Below are 21948 nucleotides of genomic sequence, written 5' to 3'. Positions count from 1 at the left end.
AAGCCTTAAAAGTAGCTAAATAATCGCTACAAAAAAAGCCACCCTAACGGATGGCTTTTATTTGGAATTAATAGTTTGATACCTAGTTGATCAAAATATCGTCAATTTGCATAGTAGTTGTCACTCCGGTTCCGTTTCCTGTGTATTCAAACACGAAGAATCCATTTCCGGTTAAAGTTCCCGGTATCGCATAGTTACCACTGTTGGTAAAGTTGGTTGGATATCCATTTGACAAACCTGCAGAAATGGTGAAACTTGACGTAATGTCGGTGTAAGTTGCATTGGTAGCGTTGGTACCCGGAACATAATCTGTAGTGTAATACACTTTCAAACAATTTCCGTTAGCAAATCCAGCTTTAGATTTGAATGAGAAGTTGCTCGCTGCCGTAAAATCAACTGGCACGAAGAACAAAGTTCTGTTGGCTTCTGCAGTACCTCCAAAAGAGGTCATTTGGATGTAACGGTTTCCTCCGAAAGTTTTGATTTGCCAGTATCTGCTTCCTACTACTGCATCATTGATGTAAGCAGGGAAAACTTGTTGGTTAGTAGCTGTGTAAGAAGTGAACGGCTCGTTTATCGACCCTGAATACGCTAAGGCTGTTCCTCCGATTGGTGGGAAAAAGTCAATTGCTAAACGGTCGTTAGTTAAGTTGATGTCGCTTTCAGTTCTAACCATGAATTGGTAATCAGAATTGTATTTGGTTAAAACACCTCTGATTTTACCACTTTTAGATGGTACCGCTTTAGAAGCAAAATTAGCATAAGAACTAACTCTCACAATAATTGTATTACCAAACTCATTAGTGATTAAGTGGTTGGTAGAGCCACCTAAATCGTTCAATGTAGCATCATAATAAGTTTTACCTAAAGAGGCATCTGTAAACTGAACATTATCAAACTCGATTAATTTATTCAAATAAGAATCGTTTAAAGCTTGAGAAATGGTAATATTGTTAATGATTTGACTTTCCTCTACTTTATCGCAAGAACGAGTAATGATACTTTGGTATTCTACCGGAGAAATTCTACCCACTTCATCATCGCTGGTATCATCCGGTGTTCCACCATTGTAAAGATTTCCGATAATTGGTGAACCGAATTCTCTAACAATATATCTGTTTTTCATGTTGACATAAACCTTTCTTCCCGGTTCATATTTAGTGTACAAGTTGTAATCGTCAACCGGAATACTAAATCCTTGTTGTCCGTCAACAGAGACCAAAGAGATTGATTTGTAAAAGTTTCCTCCTGCGTCACTTGAAGTAACGTAAGCTTCAATAATATCTTCGCCTTCATATTTAACATATGAAGCGGTAGCCAAAGCTGCGATTTGTTGAACGGTTTTTGTAGGCGTTAAAGTAGTACACTCTCCGCTCAAATCCGGCTCTCTGAACTCGTCATTTACACAACTCACGAAAGTTGCTGCTGTAAATGCTAATGCTAAAAATTTTAAGTTTTTCATAGTCTTTTTTAGTTATTAGAGTAAACTTTTACTTTATCTACTTGGAATAATCCGTCTAAAGTTGATCCGTTTCCGGTAACTTTAAAGGCGATGTGAACTGTTCCGGAATAAGTAGACAAGTCAATTTCACCTGATGGGATATATGTATAATTGTTGGTGGTATTATCAGCAACAACGGCATCTAATTGTGTCCAAGTTGCGGCTAAAACATTAGTACCGTCGTAGTTGGTTGAAATGAATACCTGCAATTTATTATCAGGGTTGTCTACAAAATTAGAAGCTGAGGAGAATGAAAATACAGCATTAGCTCCTTCTTCTATTGTAATTGCCGGAGTAATAGCCCAACCAATGTTAGAGGCTTGACCGCTTCCAAATGAACTGAATTGGATATACCCGTCGTTATTAAAGTCTCTTTCAATCCAAAGTTTGGTTCCTGTTTCGGCAAAATTGGTCCAACCTTCAAAATCAAAAGTAGCATTGTAGTTAATTTCAGCTTCCGGAAAATCTTCGGAAAAAATCAATGGCTTGAACGGAGGAATTTCAGTATCATCCGAACAACTAACAGCAAGACTAAGCGTTGCTATGGCCAAAAACGATTTAAATATATTTTTCATAGTGCTATACTATTAGAAATTGATGTATAAATTTAAGAAATAAGTTCTTCCGTAACCATAGAAATATTTAGGTCCGAATGATGGGGTTCCGTTAGCATTGTCTGCTTGGTAATCCGGGAAAGTTGCCTTTCTGGACTGCTCGAAACCTCCGGTTTTGTATTCATAATCCAAAACGTTATTGATAGATGCAAAAAATCCGAAAGTGTTGCTTCCAACTCTCCAAGATTTTCCACCTACTAAATTCAACAAGGTAGTTGGATCAAATTTTTCTTGTCTTAAAGCAGCTCTAACTGCTTCTTCCGTAGCGCCTTCAAAACCTAAACCGTTTGAATCAGTAACAAAGTTATCAGTTCTCAAGATGTTAGAAATGCTGATGTAACTGTCGGCTAAATAGTTAATGTTAGCACCAATCCACCAGAATTTAGGATCTCTGTATTCTAAACCAAAGGAATAAGCTTGCTGCGGCATTCCCGGTAAACGATATCCTTTAATATACGTTTTTCCGAAATCAAATACCGGGTTCGGGTTAGTTGATGTAGCCAAAGCATCATCGTTAACTTTTAAATTCGGGTTGTTGTCGTAAGTGTATTCTCCGTAAGAAGCAGAACCGGTAGCCTTAATGGTAGAAGTGATTTGGTATTCAAATCCGAATTCTCCACCGATGTGTTTTTTGTTGATTCCGGTAACAATTTCACTGATGAAAGAATCCGTATCTGTTGATCCGTCTTCACCGGCATCAAAAATTCCTTCTCCATAGAAGAATGAAATTTGAGTAGCATTCGAAATTTTGTTGTAGAAACCAGTTAATCTCGCTTTGAATTTCGGCGCTTTGATGATGTAGCTGATATCAGTACCCATAATAGACTCGCTAGTCAAATCAGGGGTAATATTGTTGTTCAAACGAGCATTAGAAAATGTATTTCTCAAGTTTGGCGCTTTCGTCATGTAAACACCATTAATGTCTAAGAATTGTTTTCCGGTAATTTTATAAGTCAAACCTCCTTTGAAACCGAAGTTTTCAAAAATAGCTTTAGAACTTTTTCCGAATGAATTGTTAGCATAAATACCATTTCTGTAGTTTCCTTCTCTTTGGTATTCAGATCTTGAAAAAGTTTGTCCCAAATAAAAGTCAACTTTTTTGTAATTGAATTTGAATTGGGTAAAACCGTCAAAAGTAATAGCATTTAAATCATAGTTGTATCCGTAAGCATCACCCTCGTATACTTGTCTGTCCGGATTGTTTAAGTCAGTTTGAGACGCATCACCAGAGAAGAAAGGATCAATATCAGAGAAGTAAGTTCCACCTAAAAGATCGATAAGCTTTTGGAAATTTTTAGATTTTAACTTCTTAAAGTTTACTCCGGCATTCATAATGATGTTATCGGCAATAGAAGAATTTAAGTAAGAGTTAGCACTCCATTGTTTGTCTTCTACACGGTCTTCGTATAAAACGTAAGCACTTTTTTGACCTCCGTTAACAATTTTGTTGGTATAATAAATATTTTCCCAATCAATTTGACCATCATTTACAAAGTTGGTTTGTGCTTGTGTTGCAGCTGGATTGGTATAACCAGTGATGGTTACGTTGTCCGATGCGAATGTTGGCACATAATAACTTTGGTCATTTAAGTAGTAACTTGGAAGGTTTTTGTAGTATGTTGGATCAGGATTGTTAGCCAATTGAAAATCCAAACGGCTGTTTCCAACAAATCCAACTTGGTAAGCTACGTTAGTATTTAAGTTGGTTTTAGCATTGATTTTCCAAAAGTGACTCAACATATTGATAGGCTCTTCAATTTCTTTATATCTTGAATTTCTTTTTTCGCCTTCTTGCCAACCCCAATAAGAGTTGTATTCAATTCCTTTTAAACGAGTAACCTCATCTGTATTAGGAGAACTTTTTCCTCTTTTGTTCTGTGCAAAAATGGAAGTAAAATTAATCGAGTGATTCTCGTTAATTTTCTTTTCAATACTGGCAAATAAAGAGTTAGCAGCGTAGTTTGTTCCTTCAAAATAACCTTCATTAGCCCATCTTCTGGAAGCAGAAACTACAAAAGCCCATCCGTCTTTATTCATACCGGAAGCGTGTGTTCCCATTGTTCTCCAGCTGTAGTTGGTGTTGGTTCCTGAGAACGAAACCCTTGAGCCTTTTCTATAAATAGAAGCTCTGGTGTTGATTTCTTGTGTTCCTAAAATACCCCCGAAAGTGTAATCTGAAGGTGCTGAACCCATAGTAAATTCTTGGTTTCTGGTCGCGTCGTTTAATCCGCCCCAGTTGCTCCATTGTGGTCTTCCGTCGTAAATTTTATTCATCGAAATACCGTTAATCATGGTAGTACTGTATTCGTTATCCAAACCTCTGATTCTGAAACGAGCCTGACCCCAGTTAAAGGCTGCCGCTTGTTGGTAAACATCTCTGGAAGCTTGTAACAAGCCCGAAGTACTCTCAGAACCGCTGTTGTCATCACCCAAATCGTTTTCGGTTATGGTAACCAAACTCAACTGTTGTTCCGACGTAACGTCTTCTTCAAAAACAATAACGCCTAAGTCTAACACTTTTCCCGCTTCAACTTCAACCGACAACAATTGGTCTTTGTATCCCGCGCTTTTAATTTGCAGTAATTGACTACCGCTTGGTACTTCTTTAAAAACAAAAACACCTGTAGCATCTGTCAAAGCAGTGAAACTGGTGTTTTCAATAGAAGCAACAACATTTTGTAAAGGTTTTTGTGTTTTTGAATCTACCACTTTACCTGTGATTCCGGCAGTAGTTTGTGCAAAAACAAAAAACACTTGCATCACAAATAAAGTACTAATAACAAGTTTTTTCATAAATAAAATAAAATTAATTTTAATCCCTGCCAAGTCTTAATAAAAACTTAACAGCCGACAAATGTACATCTTTTAATAATATTATCTACTTTTGGCCCAAAGTTTGTAAAAACTTGATATTAAATTAATATACATTTTATGAGAATTAAAAATTTAATAGCGCTTTTCTTTGTTTTTTTCGCAATAATCGGCGCTAATGCACAGGCAAAAAAGTATAATATTCATACTGTTGCCTTTTACAACTTTGAAAACTTATTCGACACCATTAACGGCTCAAACAACGATGAAGAGTGGCTTCCGAACGGTGCTCAAAACTGGACCGGAAAAAAATACAAACAAAAGCTCAAAAACTTAGCCCGAGTACTTGCAGAAATCGGCACCAATGACCAACAAAAAGAATCTCCTGTAATCATAGGTGGTTGTGAAATTGAAAACAGAGGTGTTTTAGAAGATTTAGTAAAGGAACCGCTATTAATCAATAAAGATTACGGCATTGTTCACTTCGATTCTCCGGATAAAAGAGGGATTGATGTAGCGCTATTGTACCAAAAAAAGCATTTTAAACCTACCAGTTTCAAAAATATCCCGTTGTTAATTTACAGAAGTCAGGAAGGAAAAGCCGACAAAAAAGATACTGAAGAAGTTACCGATGACAAAGCCGAAGCCGGAAAAGACGACAGAGTATATACTCGTGACCAACTTTTAGTAACCGGATTTTTAGACGGTGAAGAAGTCAATATCATAGTAAATCACTGGCCTTCTCGTTCCGGTGGAGAAAAGAAAAGCGCCCCTTTCCGTGAAGCCGCCGGACGTTTGAACCGTCAAATTATGGATTCGATTTTTAAAATCAATCCTAACGCTAAAATCATCACCATGGGCGACCTTAACGACGGAACGTACAATAAAAGTGTAAAAGAAGGCATCGGCGCCAAACGCAAAAAAGAAGAAGTAAAACCACAAGGTATTTACAACCCGTTTGAAGAAATGTACTATAAAGGAAATGCCTCTTTGTTTCACCGCGATGCCGGAGATATTTTTGATCAAATCATGATTTCGGAAGCCTTCATCAGATCAGATTACTCTTCTTTCCGCTACTGGAAAGCCGGGATTTACAACAAACCATATATGATTACCACTACCGGACAATACAAAGGCTATCCGTTGCGTCACAGCTTAACCGAAATCGGTTTCAGTGACCACTTTCCGGTGTATATTTACCTCATCAAGGAAGTTAAATAATTTTAAAAGTCTCGATATTTCGGGACTTTTTTATTTTAACTTTACTCAAAAATTCAGTTTATGCCAGTTGCAAAACCTTTTAACCTCCAACGTTGGATTGATGAAAACCGTCATTTACTCAAACCACCTGTTGGAAACAAAAACTTATATGTAGATTCCGGAGATTACATCGTAATGATCGTGGCCGGTCCTAATGCCCGCAAAGATTTCCATTACAACGAAACCGAAGAATTATTTTACCAACTGGAAGGCGAAATCACCGTTTACATCCAAGAAGACGGTGAAAAAAAAGCCATGAAACTCTCCGCCGGCGATATGTTCTTGCTTCCTGCAAAGGTGCCGCATTCCCCATCGCGAACTGAAAACTCCATTGGTTTAGTGGTAGAACGCAAGAGAGTGGGAAAAGAAATTCCCGATGGCCTGCTTTGGTTTTGCGAAAACTGCAACCACAAACTCTACGAAGTCTATTTCGAATTGCAAGACATCGAAAAGGACTTTCTCCAACATTTCAATCATTTTTACCAATCGGAAACTCTCAGAACCTGTGAAAAATGCGGTACTGTGATGGAAACCGATCCGAGATTTATTACCAAGTAAAGTATTTAGGAGCTAATCCGGCTGTCCACTGTATCTTTTTAACTTGTTATAAAAACAAGCTAAAAAGGATGCCGTTCCCATCCGGGCTAAAATTCAAAATAAACGATTACTTTTGCGGAAACTAAAACATTCAAACTAAAATACAATGGCAACAATAGCTCAACAATTCGGGATGACCGAAGCCCTAGAAATACTAGGTGTAAAAGCCGTTAACGAAGGAACTTCAACCGGAAACAATCATTTTTCCTCAGGAGATATTATCGAAAGTTATTCTCCGGTAGACGGACAACTCATCGGAAAAGTAAAAACCACTACTGCCGAGGATTACGAAAAAGTAATGCAAACGGCTTCAGAAGCTTTCAAAACCTTCCGCTTAATGCCGGCTCCGAAACGCGGAGAAATCGTGCGTCAATTCGGCGAAAAATTGCGACAATACAAAGAGCCACTAGGCAAATTGGTTTCTTATGAAATGGGAAAATCACTTCAAGAAGGCTACGGAGAAGTTCAGGAAATGATTGACATTTGCGACTTTGCTGTAGGTTTGTCTCGTCAATTACACGGCTTAACCATGCACTCTGAACGTCCCGGTCACCGCATGTATGAGCAATACCATCCGCTGGGTATTGTCGGCATCATTTCGGCCTTCAACTTCCCGGTAGCCGTTTGGTCTTGGAATACGGCATTGGCTTGGATTTGTGGTGACGTTTGTGTTTGGAAACCGTCTGAAAAAACACCTTTGTGTGGTATCGCTTGCCAAAACATCATTGCGGAAGTTTTAAAAGAAAACAATTTACCGGAAGGTATCTCTTGTTTAATCAACGGAGATTACAAAGTAGGCGAAATGATGACACATGACAAACGTGTGCCTTTGGTTTCGGCTACCGGTTCAACAAGAATGGGTAAAATCGTAGCCCAAGCTTGTGCGGCTCGTTTAGGCAACTCTTTATTAGAATTAGGCGGTAACAACGCCATCATCGTAACGCCGGATGCCGACATTAAAATGACGGTTATCGGAGCCGTTTTCGGAGCCGTTGGAACAGCAGGTCAGCGTTGTACTTCTACTCGTAGACTAATCATCCACGAAAGCATTTACGATAAAGTAAGAGATGCGATTGTTGGTGCTTACGGTCAATTGAGAATCGGAAATCCGTTAGACCAAAACAACCACGTAGGTCCGCTAATTGACAAGCATGCTGTTGAAATGTACCAAAAAGCCTTATCGCAAGTGGTTGCCGAAGGCGGAAAAATTTTAGTAGAAGGCGGTGTACTAACCGGCGAAGGCTACGAAAGCGGTTGTTATGTAAAACCGGCCATTGCTGAAGCACAAAATCATTTTGAAATCGTTCAACACGAAACTTTTGCACCAGTGTTGTACTTACTAAAATATTCAGGTGATGTTCATGACGCTATTGCTATTCAAAATGGCGTGGCGCAAGGTTTATCCTCGGCCATTATGACCAACAACTTGCGTGAAGCAGAAGCATTCCTATCAGTAGCCGGTTCAGATTGTGGTATTGCCAATGTAAACATCGGAACTTCCGGTGCTGAAATTGGTGGTGCTTTTGGTGGTGAAAAAGAAACCGGTGGCGGTCGTGAATCAGGTTCAGACGCTTGGAAAGTGTATATGAGAAGACAAACCAACACCATCAACTATACAACGAGTTTGCCATTGGCACAAGGGATTAAATTTGATTTGTAGTCAAATCCAATCATAAAAAAAGCCCCGATTACTCGGGGCTTTTTATTTAATGATATTTATAATTATTCATTAATATCTTTAAAAAATTTAGGTCCTATTTCCATTTGATTAAATCCTGTCATCACTCGTCCGTACATCAATTCACTATTCTTTGTGGCAATAAAAAGCACAAATTTTAGATTTTTATAATTAATTACTTTTGTAATAACTGCATCAGCATCCTGATCTTGAATGGCTTGCTCAATTTTTTCTTTCGTGGTAAATTCAACACTGTGGTTGTATATTTTTTTTAGTTTCTCTGCCGTATCGATATCGTCTTTTAGACCTGTACGAGTCAATAATATTTTTTTCTCTTTAATTTTTTTCATGTTTTTTTCATTGACTTCTTCAAGGAAATCTTTGATGTCTAAATCCTTTTTCGTGTTCAATTCGAAAACAAAATTAATTTGACTTTGCATGAGCTGTATGGCAAAAAGCATTTCTACGGGTGAGACTTTGTCCAATTGGACCAAAGATAAAACTCCTTTTGGGGTGTTTTTTTTATAGTCTTTAAACATTGCCAGTTTGGTTACTCCATAAGCCATATTCAAAGCGCCGGTAGTTCCGCCTTCTCTGGAGAAACTGTACTCAACTTGGTCAACAAAAAAAGAACGCTCTCCTTTTAATTTTTCGATTTGATTTGAAGCAATCATCTCAAATTTGTTTACGGTCCAATATTTTGTTAAAATGTCGCTGATAATCTGATTGTATTTTTTATCGCTTGACTTTACAAAATAAGTAGTTCCTTCTTTAAAAGATACATATTCACGGATATCTGTATTCACTTCTTGACTGTAGCCCTTGGAAATGATTAGCAATAAAATAAGACTGATTTTTTTTATCATAATAATTTTAAAAATAAGGTTAGGTTAATTTGAATTCTTATTGTTCTTGCCAATAAGTGGTAAAAGTATATACAAATAGATTGAAAAATATGCTAGTGTGGGCAATTTTTTGTCCCATAATAAAAAAGCCCCGGTTAATCAGGGCTTTTTAAGGGTAAACACTTGTCATTTCTCTTTTCGTTGAAATGACATCAAATTATTAAAAATATGTGATTTCTCTCTGCATTTCATTGTGTTCGAAATGATAAAGCTGATTTTATTTTGTTTTCTTCACATACTGTGTCAAAATCACAATGTGCTGGCCTTCTACTCGGCCTTCAATTTGTTCGGCATTGTCCCAAACTACTTTTATGTTGTGCACAGCAGCACCGCGTTTTGCTGTGAAATTAGCTCCTTTCACATCCAAATCCTTGATCAACACCACAGAATCGCCGTCAAATAAAAGGTTGCCGTTACTGTCTTTGTGAACGATTTTACCTTCTTCATCTTCGCCTTCACCAGTGGCTTTCGCCCATTCCAAGGCGTCTTCGTCTAAATACATCATGTCTAATAAATCATGATTTTTCAAACGCGCCAGCATACGCCAAGAAACAATTTGCACCGGAAGATTCTCGTTCCACATGCTGTCGCTTAACCCTCGCCAATCGTTTGGATTCATGGTTTCGGGTTTTTTAATCTGATCTAACAACGATTGGTTTATTAAGATACAGTTTTCAGGTGTGGCTTCCGTTTTCGGCTCTACCAAATACACCACTAAATTTTCATTGGTACCGCTGATTTCGCAAATAGAACCACTGCGGTCTTTTAATCTTTTTTCAGTTACTACACTCATTTTGTATGGATTATAAATTAAAGGAAGCGCCGAGGACAAAAACAAACTGATTGTTGTATTTTTCAAATCCTTCGACGTTTGCGTCATATCGGGCTAACGGAGCACTGCCTTCTGCAAAAACCCCGAAACCGTCGGTAAAAAAGTATCTAAAACCTAAATGAGCTCCGAAATTTCGAGTGCCCAAATGCAAGCCGGGATAAATATCCATTTGTTTATCAAAACCAAAAACATTGCCTAAATTGGCATTGAATCGTGCTTTTACATCGGCTCTATCTGCAAAATCAGGCTTAATCCCACCCGGTTTTTCTACAGATAACAAATAGGAAGCTACAAATCCGTAGGACATGTTTTCACCAATTCCAAAATCGGCTGAAACCTGAATTCCGTTACCGTGGTCTTGAATATTCCAACCCACTTGTCCTTTAATGTCGTTTTTGCCTTTGTAGGCTTGGGCATTGACCATGCTTAAACTCAGCAATGCCATCAACAAAATCATTTTTTTCATCGTATCCTATTTAAAGTGCAAATATAACCGTTTAGTAAAAAGGATGTTGCAGAATTACACCAAAATCAATTCCGCCCTTTTTCACTGAAATACAATTCGTGCAACGGCTCGCTTTGCCAAAACTGTTTAGTATCAATATCCATTAAGGTTAGCGGTCCTTTGAAAGCCGCACCGGTATCAATATTCCAAACACAAGCCTTTTGGACCGGAACAGTCTGACCAATTCGTGTGACAGGCGTGTGACCTATATAAATTTCGTTGTAAAGCGTCAACCGTTTGGGATAAAACAAACTGTCTTCGGAAAGCGAACTGTCTAAAGCCAATGCGGTTTCCCATAACGTTCTGTCCCAATAAAATAACTTCGGAAAATACTCGTAAGCAATACCGTTCATATTGGTAAATCCGGCATGTATAAACAGTCTGTTTTGCTCGTCGAGATAATAGTTTTGCAGCGTTTTTAAAAAGGCAATATGCTTTTGTTTATCTGCTTCCGCCACTTTTTCAAAGGCCAAAACCGTAGCTTCTCCGCCATGTTTGAACCACATGTTCTCGTCAAAATTTTGGGTATTGCCTTCCAACCAATCCAACAGCAACTCGTCGTGGTTGCCTTTAATGAAAACACAGTTTTGTTTCCGACTTAACTGAATCAAATAGTCCAACACTTGTGGCGATTCGCTCCAACCATCAACATAATCACCTAAAAAAATCAGCGTATCAGCGGTAGTTACTTTAGCTCTTTCTATAACTTGATGCAGCGCACGCAATCCGCCGTGGATGTCTCCAATTACTAAACTTCTACTCATTCATTTTATTGTATTTCATTTTTCTCAAAATGCGCATCGCTTCTTTAAAACTCAAATAGACTGTGGGCGACTTTTGAACTTTTAAATAAGGTTTAGCATCAATTAACTTTTGCTTCGCATCTGAAAATCCGTTCAAATAACAAATCATTAAGGTCGATGACAGGTTTTCCAAGTCTTTCTCTTCGCGCTTGGTAAACGCCATATTTTTTTGCAATTTATTAATTAAGCTCAAATTGGCGTTATAAATGTGATGCAACATTTTTTTATTGTACTCCGGCGGCTCGAAAAGCATTTGGGTTTCCATTTTGTAATAGCCGTTGTCAAAAAATCGAATGGTTAATTGTTCCAACGGGTAAAAACTGGTTTTATCATTCAGTCCTAACGGTACATGTTCAATAATCGTAAAACTGCTTTCATCGTATTGAATGGAGACCACATCTAAGGCAGAGTAAAACAATTTAATTTGCTCGTTAATCAGTTCGATATCGACTCGGGACAAATAAGTGGTTTCACGGATTTTTTTCGGAATTCCGGCCCAACAAATCACGAACAATTCCTTAAAAACCTTGTACTTCGATTGCAATTCGCCGTGACGAACATGCATAAAATCCATCACGCCGTCTAAAGTATGCGCGATGCTGTTTCTGGAATTGTTTTCAATCCGAATAACGGTTTCGATATTTTGCTTCGAGTACGGCACTTTGTCTTCCGTGGGCATCGAGTTACTGCCAACTCTAACAAACACCGTATTGGCCAAAATGGTATGGATATTTTTTTTGAAAAAAGACGTTTTATGCTTTGGTTTAATAGTGACCAAACCCACCACTTTGTCTTTGGACAAATGCGGAAAAGGAACGTTTTCATACTGAATCTTCGGTGGATTTTCAAGATAGGCGTTCACCAAGTTCTGAATCCGACTATCGTCAAAAAAATCATCACCTACTATCGTATTGTCTTGGTCTTCAACGCCCACAACTATATAAGAATTGTTGGAAGGATTGGAATTAGACAAGGCACAAATGTGCTTTAAAAACTTGGCTTTGCCTTCTTTGGTATGCAAATTCAACTGACGTTTTTTATCATAAAAACTACTCTCATCATTATGAGCGAGTAGGTTTTTAATTAAAAGACGTTTGTTGATCATAGTTAAGTACGATTTACAAAGTACGAAGTAAAACCACTTCAAACTTCGTACTTCAAACTTCGTATTTTATGGCACTTTATTCCCCATACTCTCGGTCCAAATGGCAAACCAATCTTCTTGTTCTAAGTTGAGTTCAACCGCTTTCATCAATGCTTGAATGCGGGCGATATTAACCGTTCCGGCCACCGGAATAACTTTGGCGGGATGTTTTAAAATCCATGCCAATAAAATGGTATCCGAACCCAAACCGTATTTTTCAACCAATTGTGCCAATAGTTTTTTCAAACGACGGGTTTGCTCTATGTCTTCTCTGAAAACTGTTCCCAGCGGATTCCAACTCATCGGCCGGATTTGGTGCAGCTGCATATAATCGAGACTGCCGTCTAACATGGCTTCGTGATGCGTAGCGGAAAATTGAATTTGGTTGTAATTGACGGCTGTTTTTTGTCGGATCAATTCGGTTTGCGAAGGTGTAAAGTTAGACAACCCGAAATCGAGAATTTTACCTTCCTTTTGTAATTGGTCAACAGCTTCCGCGATTTCATCGGCAACCATTAACGGACTCGGACGATGCAACAACAATACATCCAGATAATCCGTTTGCAGGTTTTTTAATGAATTTTCAACCGACCAAATGATATAATTTTTAGAATAATCGTAGTGCTTGATTTTATTGTCTCTTCCTCGAGTGTGCTGGATACCGCACTTGGAAATCAACTGTATGGTCTTGCGGTCTATTTTGCTGTTTTTCAACGCTTTTCCAAAATCAGATTCCGTAGTGTAATCACCGTAAATATCCGCGTGATCAAAAGTGGTAATCTTATTTTCAATACAAATATGCATCAGATGTTCCATTTGGGCTGTATTGAGTTTCTTATCCCAAATTCCCCAATTCATCGTTCCGGCTATAATGGGTGAAAGTTGTGTTTTCATAAGTCTTTTTTTTACTATTTTATGTTTGGTTTTATCTTTTTGCACTGTGGAAAATTTTAGTATTTTGCCGCCGAAAAAAGTAAAACAGGTTCAGGTCTTAAAATTATAAAAAGAAAATCATAAATCATCCTTAAATTCGGGATGATTTCTAAAGTTTTAACGCATTATTAACATCGCGTAACCTAATTAATTTTCACTTTTGAAATGTTAAAATTTAAACCGAAATACATCTGAATAAACCCAACACTATGGAAGAAAACGGTACTGCTTTAGACATTAGAGCCATTAATGCTAAAATTGAACATGAAAGTGCTTTTATTGAATTACTGACGTTGGAAATGAACAAAGTCATCGTAGGTCAAAAGCACATGGTAGAACGATTGCTGATTGGTCTTTTAGGACAAGGGCATATTTTGCTGGAAGGTGTTCCGGGTTTGGCCAAAACTTTAGCCATCAACACGCTTTCCCAAGCCGTTGACGGTAGTTTCAGCCGCATTCAGTTTACCCCGGATTTATTGCCGGCAGACGTTATAGGAACGATGATTTACAACGTAAAAGCCAACGACTTTTCCATCAAGAAAGGGCCGATTTTTGCCAACTTTGTCTTAGCGGATGAGATTAATCGTGCTCCGGCCAAAGTACAATCGGCACTGTTGGAAGCCATGCAGGAAAAACAAGTTACTATTGGAGATACTACGTTCAAGTTAGATAAACCGTTCTTGGTTTTGGCCACTCAAAACCCGATTGAACAAGAAGGAACCTATCCGTTGCCGGAGGCACAAGTCGATCGTTTCATGCTCAAAACCGTAATCGATTACCCAAAAATTGACGAAGAACGCATGGTAATTCGCCAAAATTTGAAAGGCACTTATGAAAAAGTGAACAAAGTGGTTACTACCGAGCAAATCTTGCGCGCACAAGAAGCCGTAAGAGAAGTATACATGGATGAAAAAATCGAAAAGTACATCCTAGATATCATTTTTGCTACGCGTTACCCTGAAAAATACAAATTAGACAGCTTGAAACCGCTGATTGGCTTTGGAGCTTCGCCGCGTGGTAGCATCAACTTGGCTACTGCCGCCAAATGTTACGCGTTTATCAAACGCCGTGGTTACGTAATTCCGGAAGACGTTCGCGCTGTGGTACACGATGTGTTACGTCACAGAATCGGAGTGACCTACGAAGCCGAAGCTGAAAACATTACCTCTGTTGACATCATCAACAAAATTGTAAACGAAATTGAAGTGCCTTAATTGTTCCGAGTTGTAAAGTTCCGAGTTCAAAGTTAATCGCTTAAACTCGAAACCCGAAACCCGAAACCCGAAACCCAATTATGGAAACCAAAGACCTTCTCAAAAAAGTTCGTAAAATCGAAATCAAAACCCGAAGATTGAGTGATCACATCTTTTCGGGCGAATACCACACGTCTTTCAAAGGCCGTGGAATGACGTTTTCGGAAGTGCGTCAGTACCAATTTGGCGATGATATTCGCGCCATCGACTGGAACGTAACCGCGCGCTACAACGAACCGTATGTGAAAGTTTTTGAAGAAGAACGCGAGCTAACGATGATGCTGATGGTAGACATCTCGGGCTCGGAAAGTTTCGGCACTCAAAACCAACTGAAAAGTGAAATTGTAACCGAAATTGCCGCTACTATGGCATTTTCTGCGACACAAAACAACGATAAAATCGGGCTGATTTTATTTTCAGACCAAATCGAATTATACATTCCGCCCAAAAAAGGAAAATCGCATGTGTTACGCATCATTCGAGAACTAATCGAGTTTGAACCGAAAAGCAAAAAAACCGATTTGTCACAAGCCTTAAAATTCTTATCAAGTACGCAAAAGAAAAAAGCCATAGTATTCGTCATCTCTGATTTTATGGTGGAAGACGATTACGAAAAAACCTTGAAAATAGCCGGAAAAAAACACGATATCACCGGTGTTCGCGTGTACGACGTCCGAGAAGAAAAAATGCCAAACATTGGTATGGTGGAAATGGAAGATGCGGAAACCGGGGAAATTTTAGTGGTCAATACCGCTTCTAAAAATGCGCGTTTGAGCTATGAAAAACAGTACCGAGACAAGGTGAATTATTTCAAAGATATTTTTTCCAAATGCGGATCAGGAACCGTAAATACTCGTGTGGATGAGAGTTATGTAACTAAGTTATTGGGGTATTTTAAATCGAGATAAGAAGAAATGAAAACGAAGTTAGTATTGATTTTAAGCTTATTATCGATTGCGGTTTGGTCACAACCCAAAGTGACGACGGCTGTTGACAGCGTCAAAAACAAGATCGGAGCCGAGTTCAAACTTTCCCTGAAAACCAACGTCGATACGCTTTCGAAAGTCAAATTTCCGGAAAGCAAATTCTTTGGCGCTTTGGAAGTATTGGAATCGTATAAAGTCGATACCGTTAAAAAAGGCGACCGCTATGAATTAATCAAAAAATACGGGCTGACGCAATTCGATTCCGGAAAATACACCATTCCGAGAATTCCGATCATCATCAACGGGAAAACGGTTTACTCTGATAGCCTTGCCATTGAAATCAGCGATGTCAAAGTGGATACTTTGAAGCAAAAAATGTTCGATATCAAAGACATTGCTACGGTGAAAAGCCCGATGGGCAATTGGTGGATTTATGTGTTAGTTGTAATCGGACTCATCGGATTGGGCTTTTTAATTTTCTATTTACTTAAAAATAGAAAACCAAAAGCCAAAGCAGAAGTTATTGTTTACAAAACACCAATCGAAAAAGCCACTACTTTACTGCAACAACTTGAAAGCAAAGAACTTTGGCAGAAAGGCGCCGTTAAAGATTACTATTCGGAGCTGACCGATATTGTCCGCAATTACATTGAAGAAGAAATCAAAATTCCGGCCATGGAAAGCACTACTTCAGAATTGATTGAAGGATTGCGCAAAGCCGCCAAACAAAAGAAACTCAAGCTTTCCAACGATACGGTTGAAAATTTAGAAAAAGTACTCCAACAAGCCGATTTGGTAAAATTTGCCAAAGTTACACCTATGGATTACGAAATTGAAGAAGACAAAAAACGCATTTCCAATACCATAGTCACCATTCACAAATCAATTCCGGAAGTAGTGGAAACCGAAGACGAATTAGCGCTTTGGAACGAACAACAAAAAGAAAAAGCCCGTTTAGAAAAACTGAAAAGAGAAAAGCGCAAAAAAATGGCCATTATTGTCGGCTCAGCAGCATTTTTGATTTTGGGAACACTTGGTTTTTTCGTTGCTACCAAAGGATTTGATTATGTAAAAGATAACCTGATTGGTCACCCAACCAAAGAATTGTTGGAAGGCGAATGGGTGTACAGCCAATATGGAAATCCGGGCGTTAAAATAGAAACGCCAAAAGTTTTGATGCGTCAAGATGCCTCGAAAATATTGCCGAAAAACGCCATGGCCTTGATCAAAGAAATGCAAATCTTTACATACGGCAGTATGATAGACGACTTTTATATTGGCGTATCTACCTCAACGTTCAAAGAAGAAACTAAAATCGATTTGGAACAAGCCGCAGAAGGCAGTATCAAAATATTCGAGACCCAAGGCGCAAGCAATATTTTGGTGAAAACCGAAGAATTCGACACCCAAAAAGGTATTACCGGTCGCAAAGCTTACGGAACCTTAAGTATGGTGGACAAAGTAAGCGGCAAATCGACCAAAATGTATTACGAAATTTTGATTTTCGCCCAAAGTAACGGTATCCAACAGATTACTGTTTTACAACGCGAAGACGATCAATACGCCAAGAAAATAGGCGAACGTATGTTGAATTCGGTAGAACTAAAAATAGCACAGTAATGAAAGACGTAAGCTTTTTGAATCCCGAGTTTTTCTGGTTGTTTTTGTTACTTCCGGTGGCCATTGCTTGGCTTTTTTGGAAAGGGAAAAAATCGTCGGCTACGCTCAAAATCAGTTCTGTGAAAGGGTTTAAAGCGGAAAAATCCATCGCTGCCAAATTAAAACCGTATCTGTTTGTGTTGCGTTTGTTGGCTTTGAGTTCATTAATTATTGCCATGGCGCGCCCAAGAAAAGTGGATATCAGCAGCCAAACCAAATCGACCAAAGGGGTTGATATTGTGATGGCGATTGACGTTTCAGGCAGTATGTTGGCCAAAGATTTGAAACCGAATCGCATGGAAGCCTTGAAAAAAGTAGCTTCCAATTTCGTGGAAGGCCGACCGAATGACCGCATCGGAATTGTAGTTTACGCTGCCGAAGCCTACACCAAAACACCGGTAACCAGTGATAAAGCAATAGTTCAGGACGCTATCAGAAGCATCAAATACGACAATGTATTGCAAGACGGAACCGGAATCGGAATGGGATTGACTACCGCTGTCAATCGCTTAAAAGACAGCAAAGCGAAAAGCAAAGTCATCATTTTATTGACCGACGGTGTGAACAATGCAGGTTTTATCGAACCCGAAACGGCGTCGCAAATCGCGAAAGAGTTCGGCATTAAAGTCTACACCATCGGTATCGGAACCAACGGTGATGCAATGTTTCCTTATGCTTACGCTCCGGGCGGCGGCTTTTTATTTCGCATGATGCCGGTAGAAATCGACGTAAACTTGCTGCAAACCATTGCTAAAAATACCGGCGGTAAATATTTCAGAGCCAACAACAACAGTAAATTGGAAGCCATTTATGCCGAAATTAATAAATTAGAAACCACCGAAATCCAAGAACTTCGATTCTACGATTACGATGAAAAATACCGTCCGTTTGTATGGATTGCCGGTTTGTTACTTTTATTGGAATTGGCGTTGCGCAATACAGTTTACAGAAGTTTTATATAATGCCTCATTGATTATGTACGAGTTAGAAGAAAAAGGATATTTTTATTGGTTAGCGGTTATTCCGGCACTAACGCTTCTTTTCTTGTATGTACAATACTGGAAACGCAAGAAGCAACGGGAATTTGGCGACTTAGGGTTGATCAAAAAACTAAGTCCGGAAAAGTCGGTTTTCAAACCGATTTTGAAATTAGTCGTGTTGCTTTTAGCCCTAACTTGTTTGATTGTTGGTTTGGTCAACCCGAAAATGGGCACCAAAATCGAAACCGTAAAACGCGAAGGTATCGATATCGTTTTTGCTATTGACGTTTCTAAAAGTATGCTGGCCGAAGATGTCGCGCCAAGTCGTTTGGAAAAAAGCAAGCAATTGGTTTCGCAAATCATCAATAATTTAGGCAGCGACCGTATCGGAATCATTGCTTACTCAGGCAGTGCGTTTCCGGTGTTGCCGATTACCACCGATTACAGCGTGGCCAAAATGTTTTTGCAAGGCATGAATCCCGGCATTATTTCGGCCCAAGGGACTTCCATCGACCAAGCAATAACCTTAGCCACTACGTTTGTAGATAAGAAAGAAAAGACAAACAAACTACTCATCATCATCAGCGACGGAGAAGACCACGCAGAAGGTTCGGTCGATGCAGCCGCAGAAGCCAAAAAAATTGGGATGAAAATCATTACCATAGGAGTAGGAAGTGAAAAAGGCGGACCGATTCCGCTCAAACGAAACGACGTAGTAGAATCGTTCCAACGCGACCAAAATGACGAAGTGGTCATCACCAAAAGAAATACCGAAATATTACGAGAAATAGCCAAAGCCACCGGCGGCGGATATGTAGACGGTAATTCAACCAAAGGTGTTTTGGATTATGTGAAAAATGCCTTAGATAACATCCAAAGAACCGAGTTTGAAAGCACACAAATGGCCGACTTCAAATCGCAGTTCCAATGGTTCTTAGGATTTGCATTCTTCTTGCTGTTTTTGGATGTTTTCTTGTTGGAGAAAAAAACCAAATGGGTAGAAAAAATGAATCTGTTTAACGAGAAAAATTAATGAAAAAGATATTGCTTTACGGTTTGCTCGTGACTTCTTTTTTGGCAAAAGCCCAAGAAAAAGAAGCAGATAAAAATTTGCCTCAAGGCAACGAAACCTTTGCCGAAAAAAAATACGCCGAAGCCGAAGCCGAATACCGTATATCAGAATCCAAAAATCCAAAAAAAGCTATCGCTTCATACAATTTGGGGAATGCTATTTACCGTCAAAATCAACCTAACGAGGCCAAATACCATTATGCAAAAGCCTTGAGCAATGCCAAAAACAAAGCAGATAAACACCGCATTTACCACAACCTTGGTAACATTTTGATGAAAGCCAAAGATTATTCCGGTGCGGTTGAAGCCTATAAAAATGCGTTGCGCAATAATCCGAGCGATGACGAAACCCGTTACAATTATGCTTTGGCGAAAAAGTTCTTAAAAGACAATCCTCCGAAGAAAAACGACGACAAGAGCAAAGACAAAAAAAACCAAAAGGAAGACCAGAAAAAGAACAAAGACCAACAAGACAATAAAGACAAGGACAAAAATAAGGATCAAAAAGACCAAAATAAAGATCAGAAAGACAAAGACCAAAACGGCAACAAACCACAACCGCAACCGGGCGGCGTTTCCAAACAACGTTTGCAAAACTTGCTCGATGCCGTAAACAATGAAGAGAAAAAAGTTCAGGATAAAGTCAACAAACAAAAAGTAAGAACCAACCCTAAAAAAGCCGAAAAAGACTGGTAAAACTATTGAAGATGAAAAGGATATTGCTATTACTGTTTTTGATTGCGCAATCGCTTTCTGCCCAAGTACAATTTGAGGCCAAGGTGAGCAAAAATACCTTGGGCATCAACGAACGCCTCCGCATCGAGTTCAATATGAATGCCGACGGTGATAACTTTGTAGCGCCTAATTTTGAAGCTTCGGGTTTTCGCGTCATTGGCGGACCAAGTCAATCCGTTAGCCAATCCTGGATTAACGGAAAGAGTTCTTTTAACAAGTCCTATATCTATATTTTATTGCCAACCCAAAAAGGGCAATTAACCATCAAACAAGCGGCTATCGAGATTAACGGTCAAATCTACAAAACGTCACCGGTGAAAATCAACGTGACCAATGCCGTTGAAATTCCGAAAGACCCTAACGAAGCGCCGGCCATAAGCGCCGATGATAACATTTATCTGGTGGCCGATATTTCGAAATCGAATCCGTACCTCAACGAACCGATTACTGTGGTGTACAAATTGTATTTCAGTTACAGCATTGGTATTTCGAATTGGCGCGAATTGAACAAACCCAAATACAACGATTTCTGGTCGCAAAATATCGATATCAAGCAACTGAAAGCCGAAGAAGGCATGTTTAAGGGTGAACGCTATCGCTATGTAGTGTTGCGAAAAACAGTACTCTATCCACAAAAATCAGGTAAATTGGAAATCGAACCATTATCACTCGACATCGATTGTCAAGTGCCGAGCAACCGACGCAATTTCTGGGGCCAACCCATCATGGTGGAAGACAGCAAACGCGTTTCGGCCGGGAGTAAAATCATTAATGTAAGAGCCTTGCCGGAAAGTGGCAAACCGGTTGATTTTTCCGGTGCTGTCGGGCAATTTGATTTCAAAGTGAATCCTTCTAAAACCACTTTAAAAAATGGAGAATCGTTAGACTTAACATTGAGTGTCATCGGAAAAGGCAACTTAAAACTGTTCTCTTTACCTAAACCGGTAGTGCCGACTGCTTTGGAAATGTATGATCCTGTACACGAGGAAAACGTAACCACACCTTTAACCGGTATGACCGGAAGAATCACGGATAAGTATACCATCATTCCGCAGTACAAAGGCAGTTACCAAATCAAACCGCTTAGTTTCAGTTATTTCGATTTGGCTTCGGGACGTTACAAGACCATTACTTCACAACCCATAACGATTACCGTTTTAGATGGTCCGAGTGTGGCTTCGGGAGAAAAATCCAACCCAACTGAAGTAACCAAAAACAAAGTGGAAGTGGCCAAATCTTTCGCTTTCATCAAACCAAAAACCAGCTTGAAATCGATGGAAAAAGAAGATTTCTTGGGTTCCGGTTTGTTTTATTCATTGGTAGCTTTGCCATTTTTGGCTATTCCGTTACTTATTGTTGGCCGACGCAGAAAACGCGCTATCGATAATGATGTGGTGGGCAATAAAATCAGAAAGTCGAATGCTCTGGCGAAGAAATATCTATCAGAAGCCAAAAAACATTTAGGTCAAAAAGAACCATTTTACATCGCTTTGGAAAAGGCGCTGCACAATTTTTTGAAAGCCAAATTGAACATCGAAACTTCCGACATGAGTAAGGAGAAAATAAGGGAGATTCTAACGGAAAGAAATGCACAACCGGAAACCATCTCCGAATTTATCACCTTGACCGAAAACTGCGAATTTGCACGATACGCGCCGTCTTCTGACACCGCCATTCAGCAAGATTATGAAAAGGCAGTTGAAATCATCTCTAATTTGGAAAAACAACTCAAATAAGATAA

General features: G+C 39.1%; 19 protein-coding genes. 10 read left to right on the top strand and 9 right to left on the bottom strand.

What is annotated here, in order from left to right:
- Positions 1-82: 82 nt before the first annotated feature.
- From SK086_RS02965 to SK086_RS02955, 3 genes are read right to left on the bottom strand one after another with little or no spacing between them, the layout of a single operon-like run.
- Positions 83-1462, bottom strand: coding sequence for a DUF5689 domain-containing protein (locus SK086_RS02965; protein WP_324689624.1), 1380 nt, complete (start codon positions 1460-1462; stop codon positions 83-85).
- A gap of 8 nt (positions 1463-1470) precedes the next feature.
- Positions 1471-2076, bottom strand: a complete 606-nt coding sequence (locus SK086_RS02960) for a DUF5017 domain-containing protein (protein WP_324689622.1) — start codon at positions 2074-2076, stop codon at positions 1471-1473.
- Positions 2077-2088: 12 nt separating this feature from the next.
- Positions 2089-4908, bottom strand: a complete 2820-nt coding sequence (locus tag SK086_RS02955; RefSeq protein ID WP_324689621.1) for a TonB-dependent receptor — start codon at positions 4906-4908, stop codon at positions 2089-2091.
- A 138-nt stretch (positions 4909-5046) separates the two neighbouring features.
- Here SK086_RS02955 and SK086_RS02950 point away from each other — a divergent pair, with 138 nt between their 5' ends.
- The 3 genes from SK086_RS02950 (at position 5047) to amaB (ending at position 8443) form a co-directional block, all read left to right on the top strand.
- A complete protein-coding gene (locus SK086_RS02950) occupies positions 5047-6147 on the top strand; it encodes an endonuclease/exonuclease/phosphatase family protein (RefSeq protein ID WP_324689620.1) in 1101 nt (366 codons plus the stop codon).
- Positions 6148-6207: 60 nt separating this feature from the next.
- The gene (locus tag SK086_RS02945) at positions 6208-6744 is read left to right on the top strand and encodes a 3-hydroxyanthranilate 3,4-dioxygenase (protein WP_324689619.1); all 537 of its coding nucleotides are present in this window, start codon (positions 6208-6210) and stop codon (positions 6742-6744) included.
- A 145-nt stretch (positions 6745-6889) separates the two neighbouring features.
- On the top strand, positions 6890-8443 hold the full coding sequence (gene amaB / locus SK086_RS02940) for an L-piperidine-6-carboxylate dehydrogenase (protein WP_324689618.1): 1554 nt from the start codon (positions 6890-6892) through the stop codon (positions 8441-8443).
- Positions 8444-8505: 62 nt separating this feature from the next.
- On the opposite strand, the gene SK086_RS02935 is transcribed toward amaB, so the two are convergent.
- From SK086_RS02935 to SK086_RS02910, 6 genes are all read right to left on the bottom strand, one after another.
- Positions 8506-9327, bottom strand: coding sequence for a hypothetical protein (locus tag SK086_RS02935; RefSeq protein WP_324689616.1), 822 nt, complete (start codon positions 9325-9327; stop codon positions 8506-8508).
- Positions 9328-9583: 256 nt separating this feature from the next.
- Positions 9584-10159, bottom strand: coding sequence for a PhnA domain-containing protein (locus SK086_RS02930; protein ID WP_324689614.1), 576 nt, complete (start codon positions 10157-10159; stop codon positions 9584-9586).
- A gap of 10 nt (positions 10160-10169) precedes the next feature.
- Positions 10170-10664, bottom strand: a complete 495-nt coding sequence (locus tag SK086_RS02925; protein ID WP_324689611.1) for a DUF6646 family protein — start codon at positions 10662-10664, stop codon at positions 10170-10172.
- A gap of 65 nt (positions 10665-10729) precedes the next feature.
- Positions 10730-11467: a metallophosphoesterase gene (locus SK086_RS02920; protein ID WP_324689609.1), complete on the bottom strand. Its 738-nt coding sequence runs from the start codon at positions 11465-11467 to the stop codon at positions 10730-10732.
- The gene (locus SK086_RS02915; protein ID WP_324689607.1) at positions 11460-12611 is read right to left on the bottom strand and encodes an ATP-binding protein; all 1152 of its coding nucleotides are present in this window, start codon (positions 12609-12611) and stop codon (positions 11460-11462) included. The genes SK086_RS02920 and SK086_RS02915 overlap by 8 nt, the downstream gene beginning before the upstream one ends.
- A gap of 66 nt (positions 12612-12677) precedes the next feature.
- Entirely contained in the window at positions 12678-13544 is an 867-nt protein-coding gene (locus SK086_RS02910; RefSeq protein WP_324689606.1) for an aldo/keto reductase, read from the bottom strand.
- Positions 13545-13792: 248 nt separating this feature from the next.
- Here SK086_RS02910 and SK086_RS02905 point away from each other — a divergent pair, with 248 nt between their 5' ends.
- The 7 genes from SK086_RS02905 (at position 13793) to SK086_RS02875 (ending at position 21943) form a co-directional block, all read left to right on the top strand.
- Positions 13793-14797, top strand: a complete 1005-nt coding sequence (locus SK086_RS02905) for an AAA family ATPase (RefSeq protein ID WP_290871783.1) — start codon at positions 13793-13795, stop codon at positions 14795-14797.
- A gap of 80 nt (positions 14798-14877) precedes the next feature.
- The gene (locus tag SK086_RS02900; RefSeq protein ID WP_290871822.1) at positions 14878-15744 is read left to right on the top strand and encodes a DUF58 domain-containing protein; all 867 of its coding nucleotides are present in this window, start codon (positions 14878-14880) and stop codon (positions 15742-15744) included.
- Positions 15745-15750: 6 nt separating this feature from the next.
- Positions 15751-17382: a hypothetical protein gene (locus SK086_RS02895; protein WP_324689605.1), complete on the top strand. Its 1632-nt coding sequence runs from the start codon at positions 15751-15753 to the stop codon at positions 17380-17382.
- Positions 17382-18383, top strand: a complete 1002-nt coding sequence (locus SK086_RS02890; RefSeq protein WP_324689604.1) for a vWA domain-containing protein — start codon at positions 17382-17384, stop codon at positions 18381-18383. Before SK086_RS02895 ends, SK086_RS02890 begins: the two co-directional genes overlap by 1 nt.
- A 13-nt stretch (positions 18384-18396) precedes the next feature.
- The gene (locus tag SK086_RS02885) at positions 18397-19434 is read left to right on the top strand and encodes a VWA domain-containing protein (protein ID WP_324689602.1); all 1038 of its coding nucleotides are present in this window, start codon (positions 18397-18399) and stop codon (positions 19432-19434) included.
- The gene (locus tag SK086_RS02880) at positions 19434-20168 is read left to right on the top strand and encodes a tetratricopeptide repeat protein (RefSeq protein ID WP_290871773.1); all 735 of its coding nucleotides are present in this window, start codon (positions 19434-19436) and stop codon (positions 20166-20168) included. Before SK086_RS02885 ends, SK086_RS02880 begins: the two co-directional genes overlap by 1 nt.
- Positions 20169-20179: 11 nt before the next feature.
- Positions 20180-21943, top strand: coding sequence for a BatD family protein (locus tag SK086_RS02875; protein ID WP_324689599.1), 1764 nt, complete (start codon positions 20180-20182; stop codon positions 21941-21943).
- Positions 21944-21948 lie beyond the last annotated feature (5 nt).

The organism is Flavobacterium cheonhonense, from assembly GCF_035671315.1.
GTDB classification, from domain to species: Bacteria; Bacteroidota; Bacteroidia; order Flavobacteriales; family Flavobacteriaceae; genus Flavobacterium; species Flavobacterium cheonhonense.
This window is presented reverse-complemented; position numbering and strand designations above follow the sequence as displayed.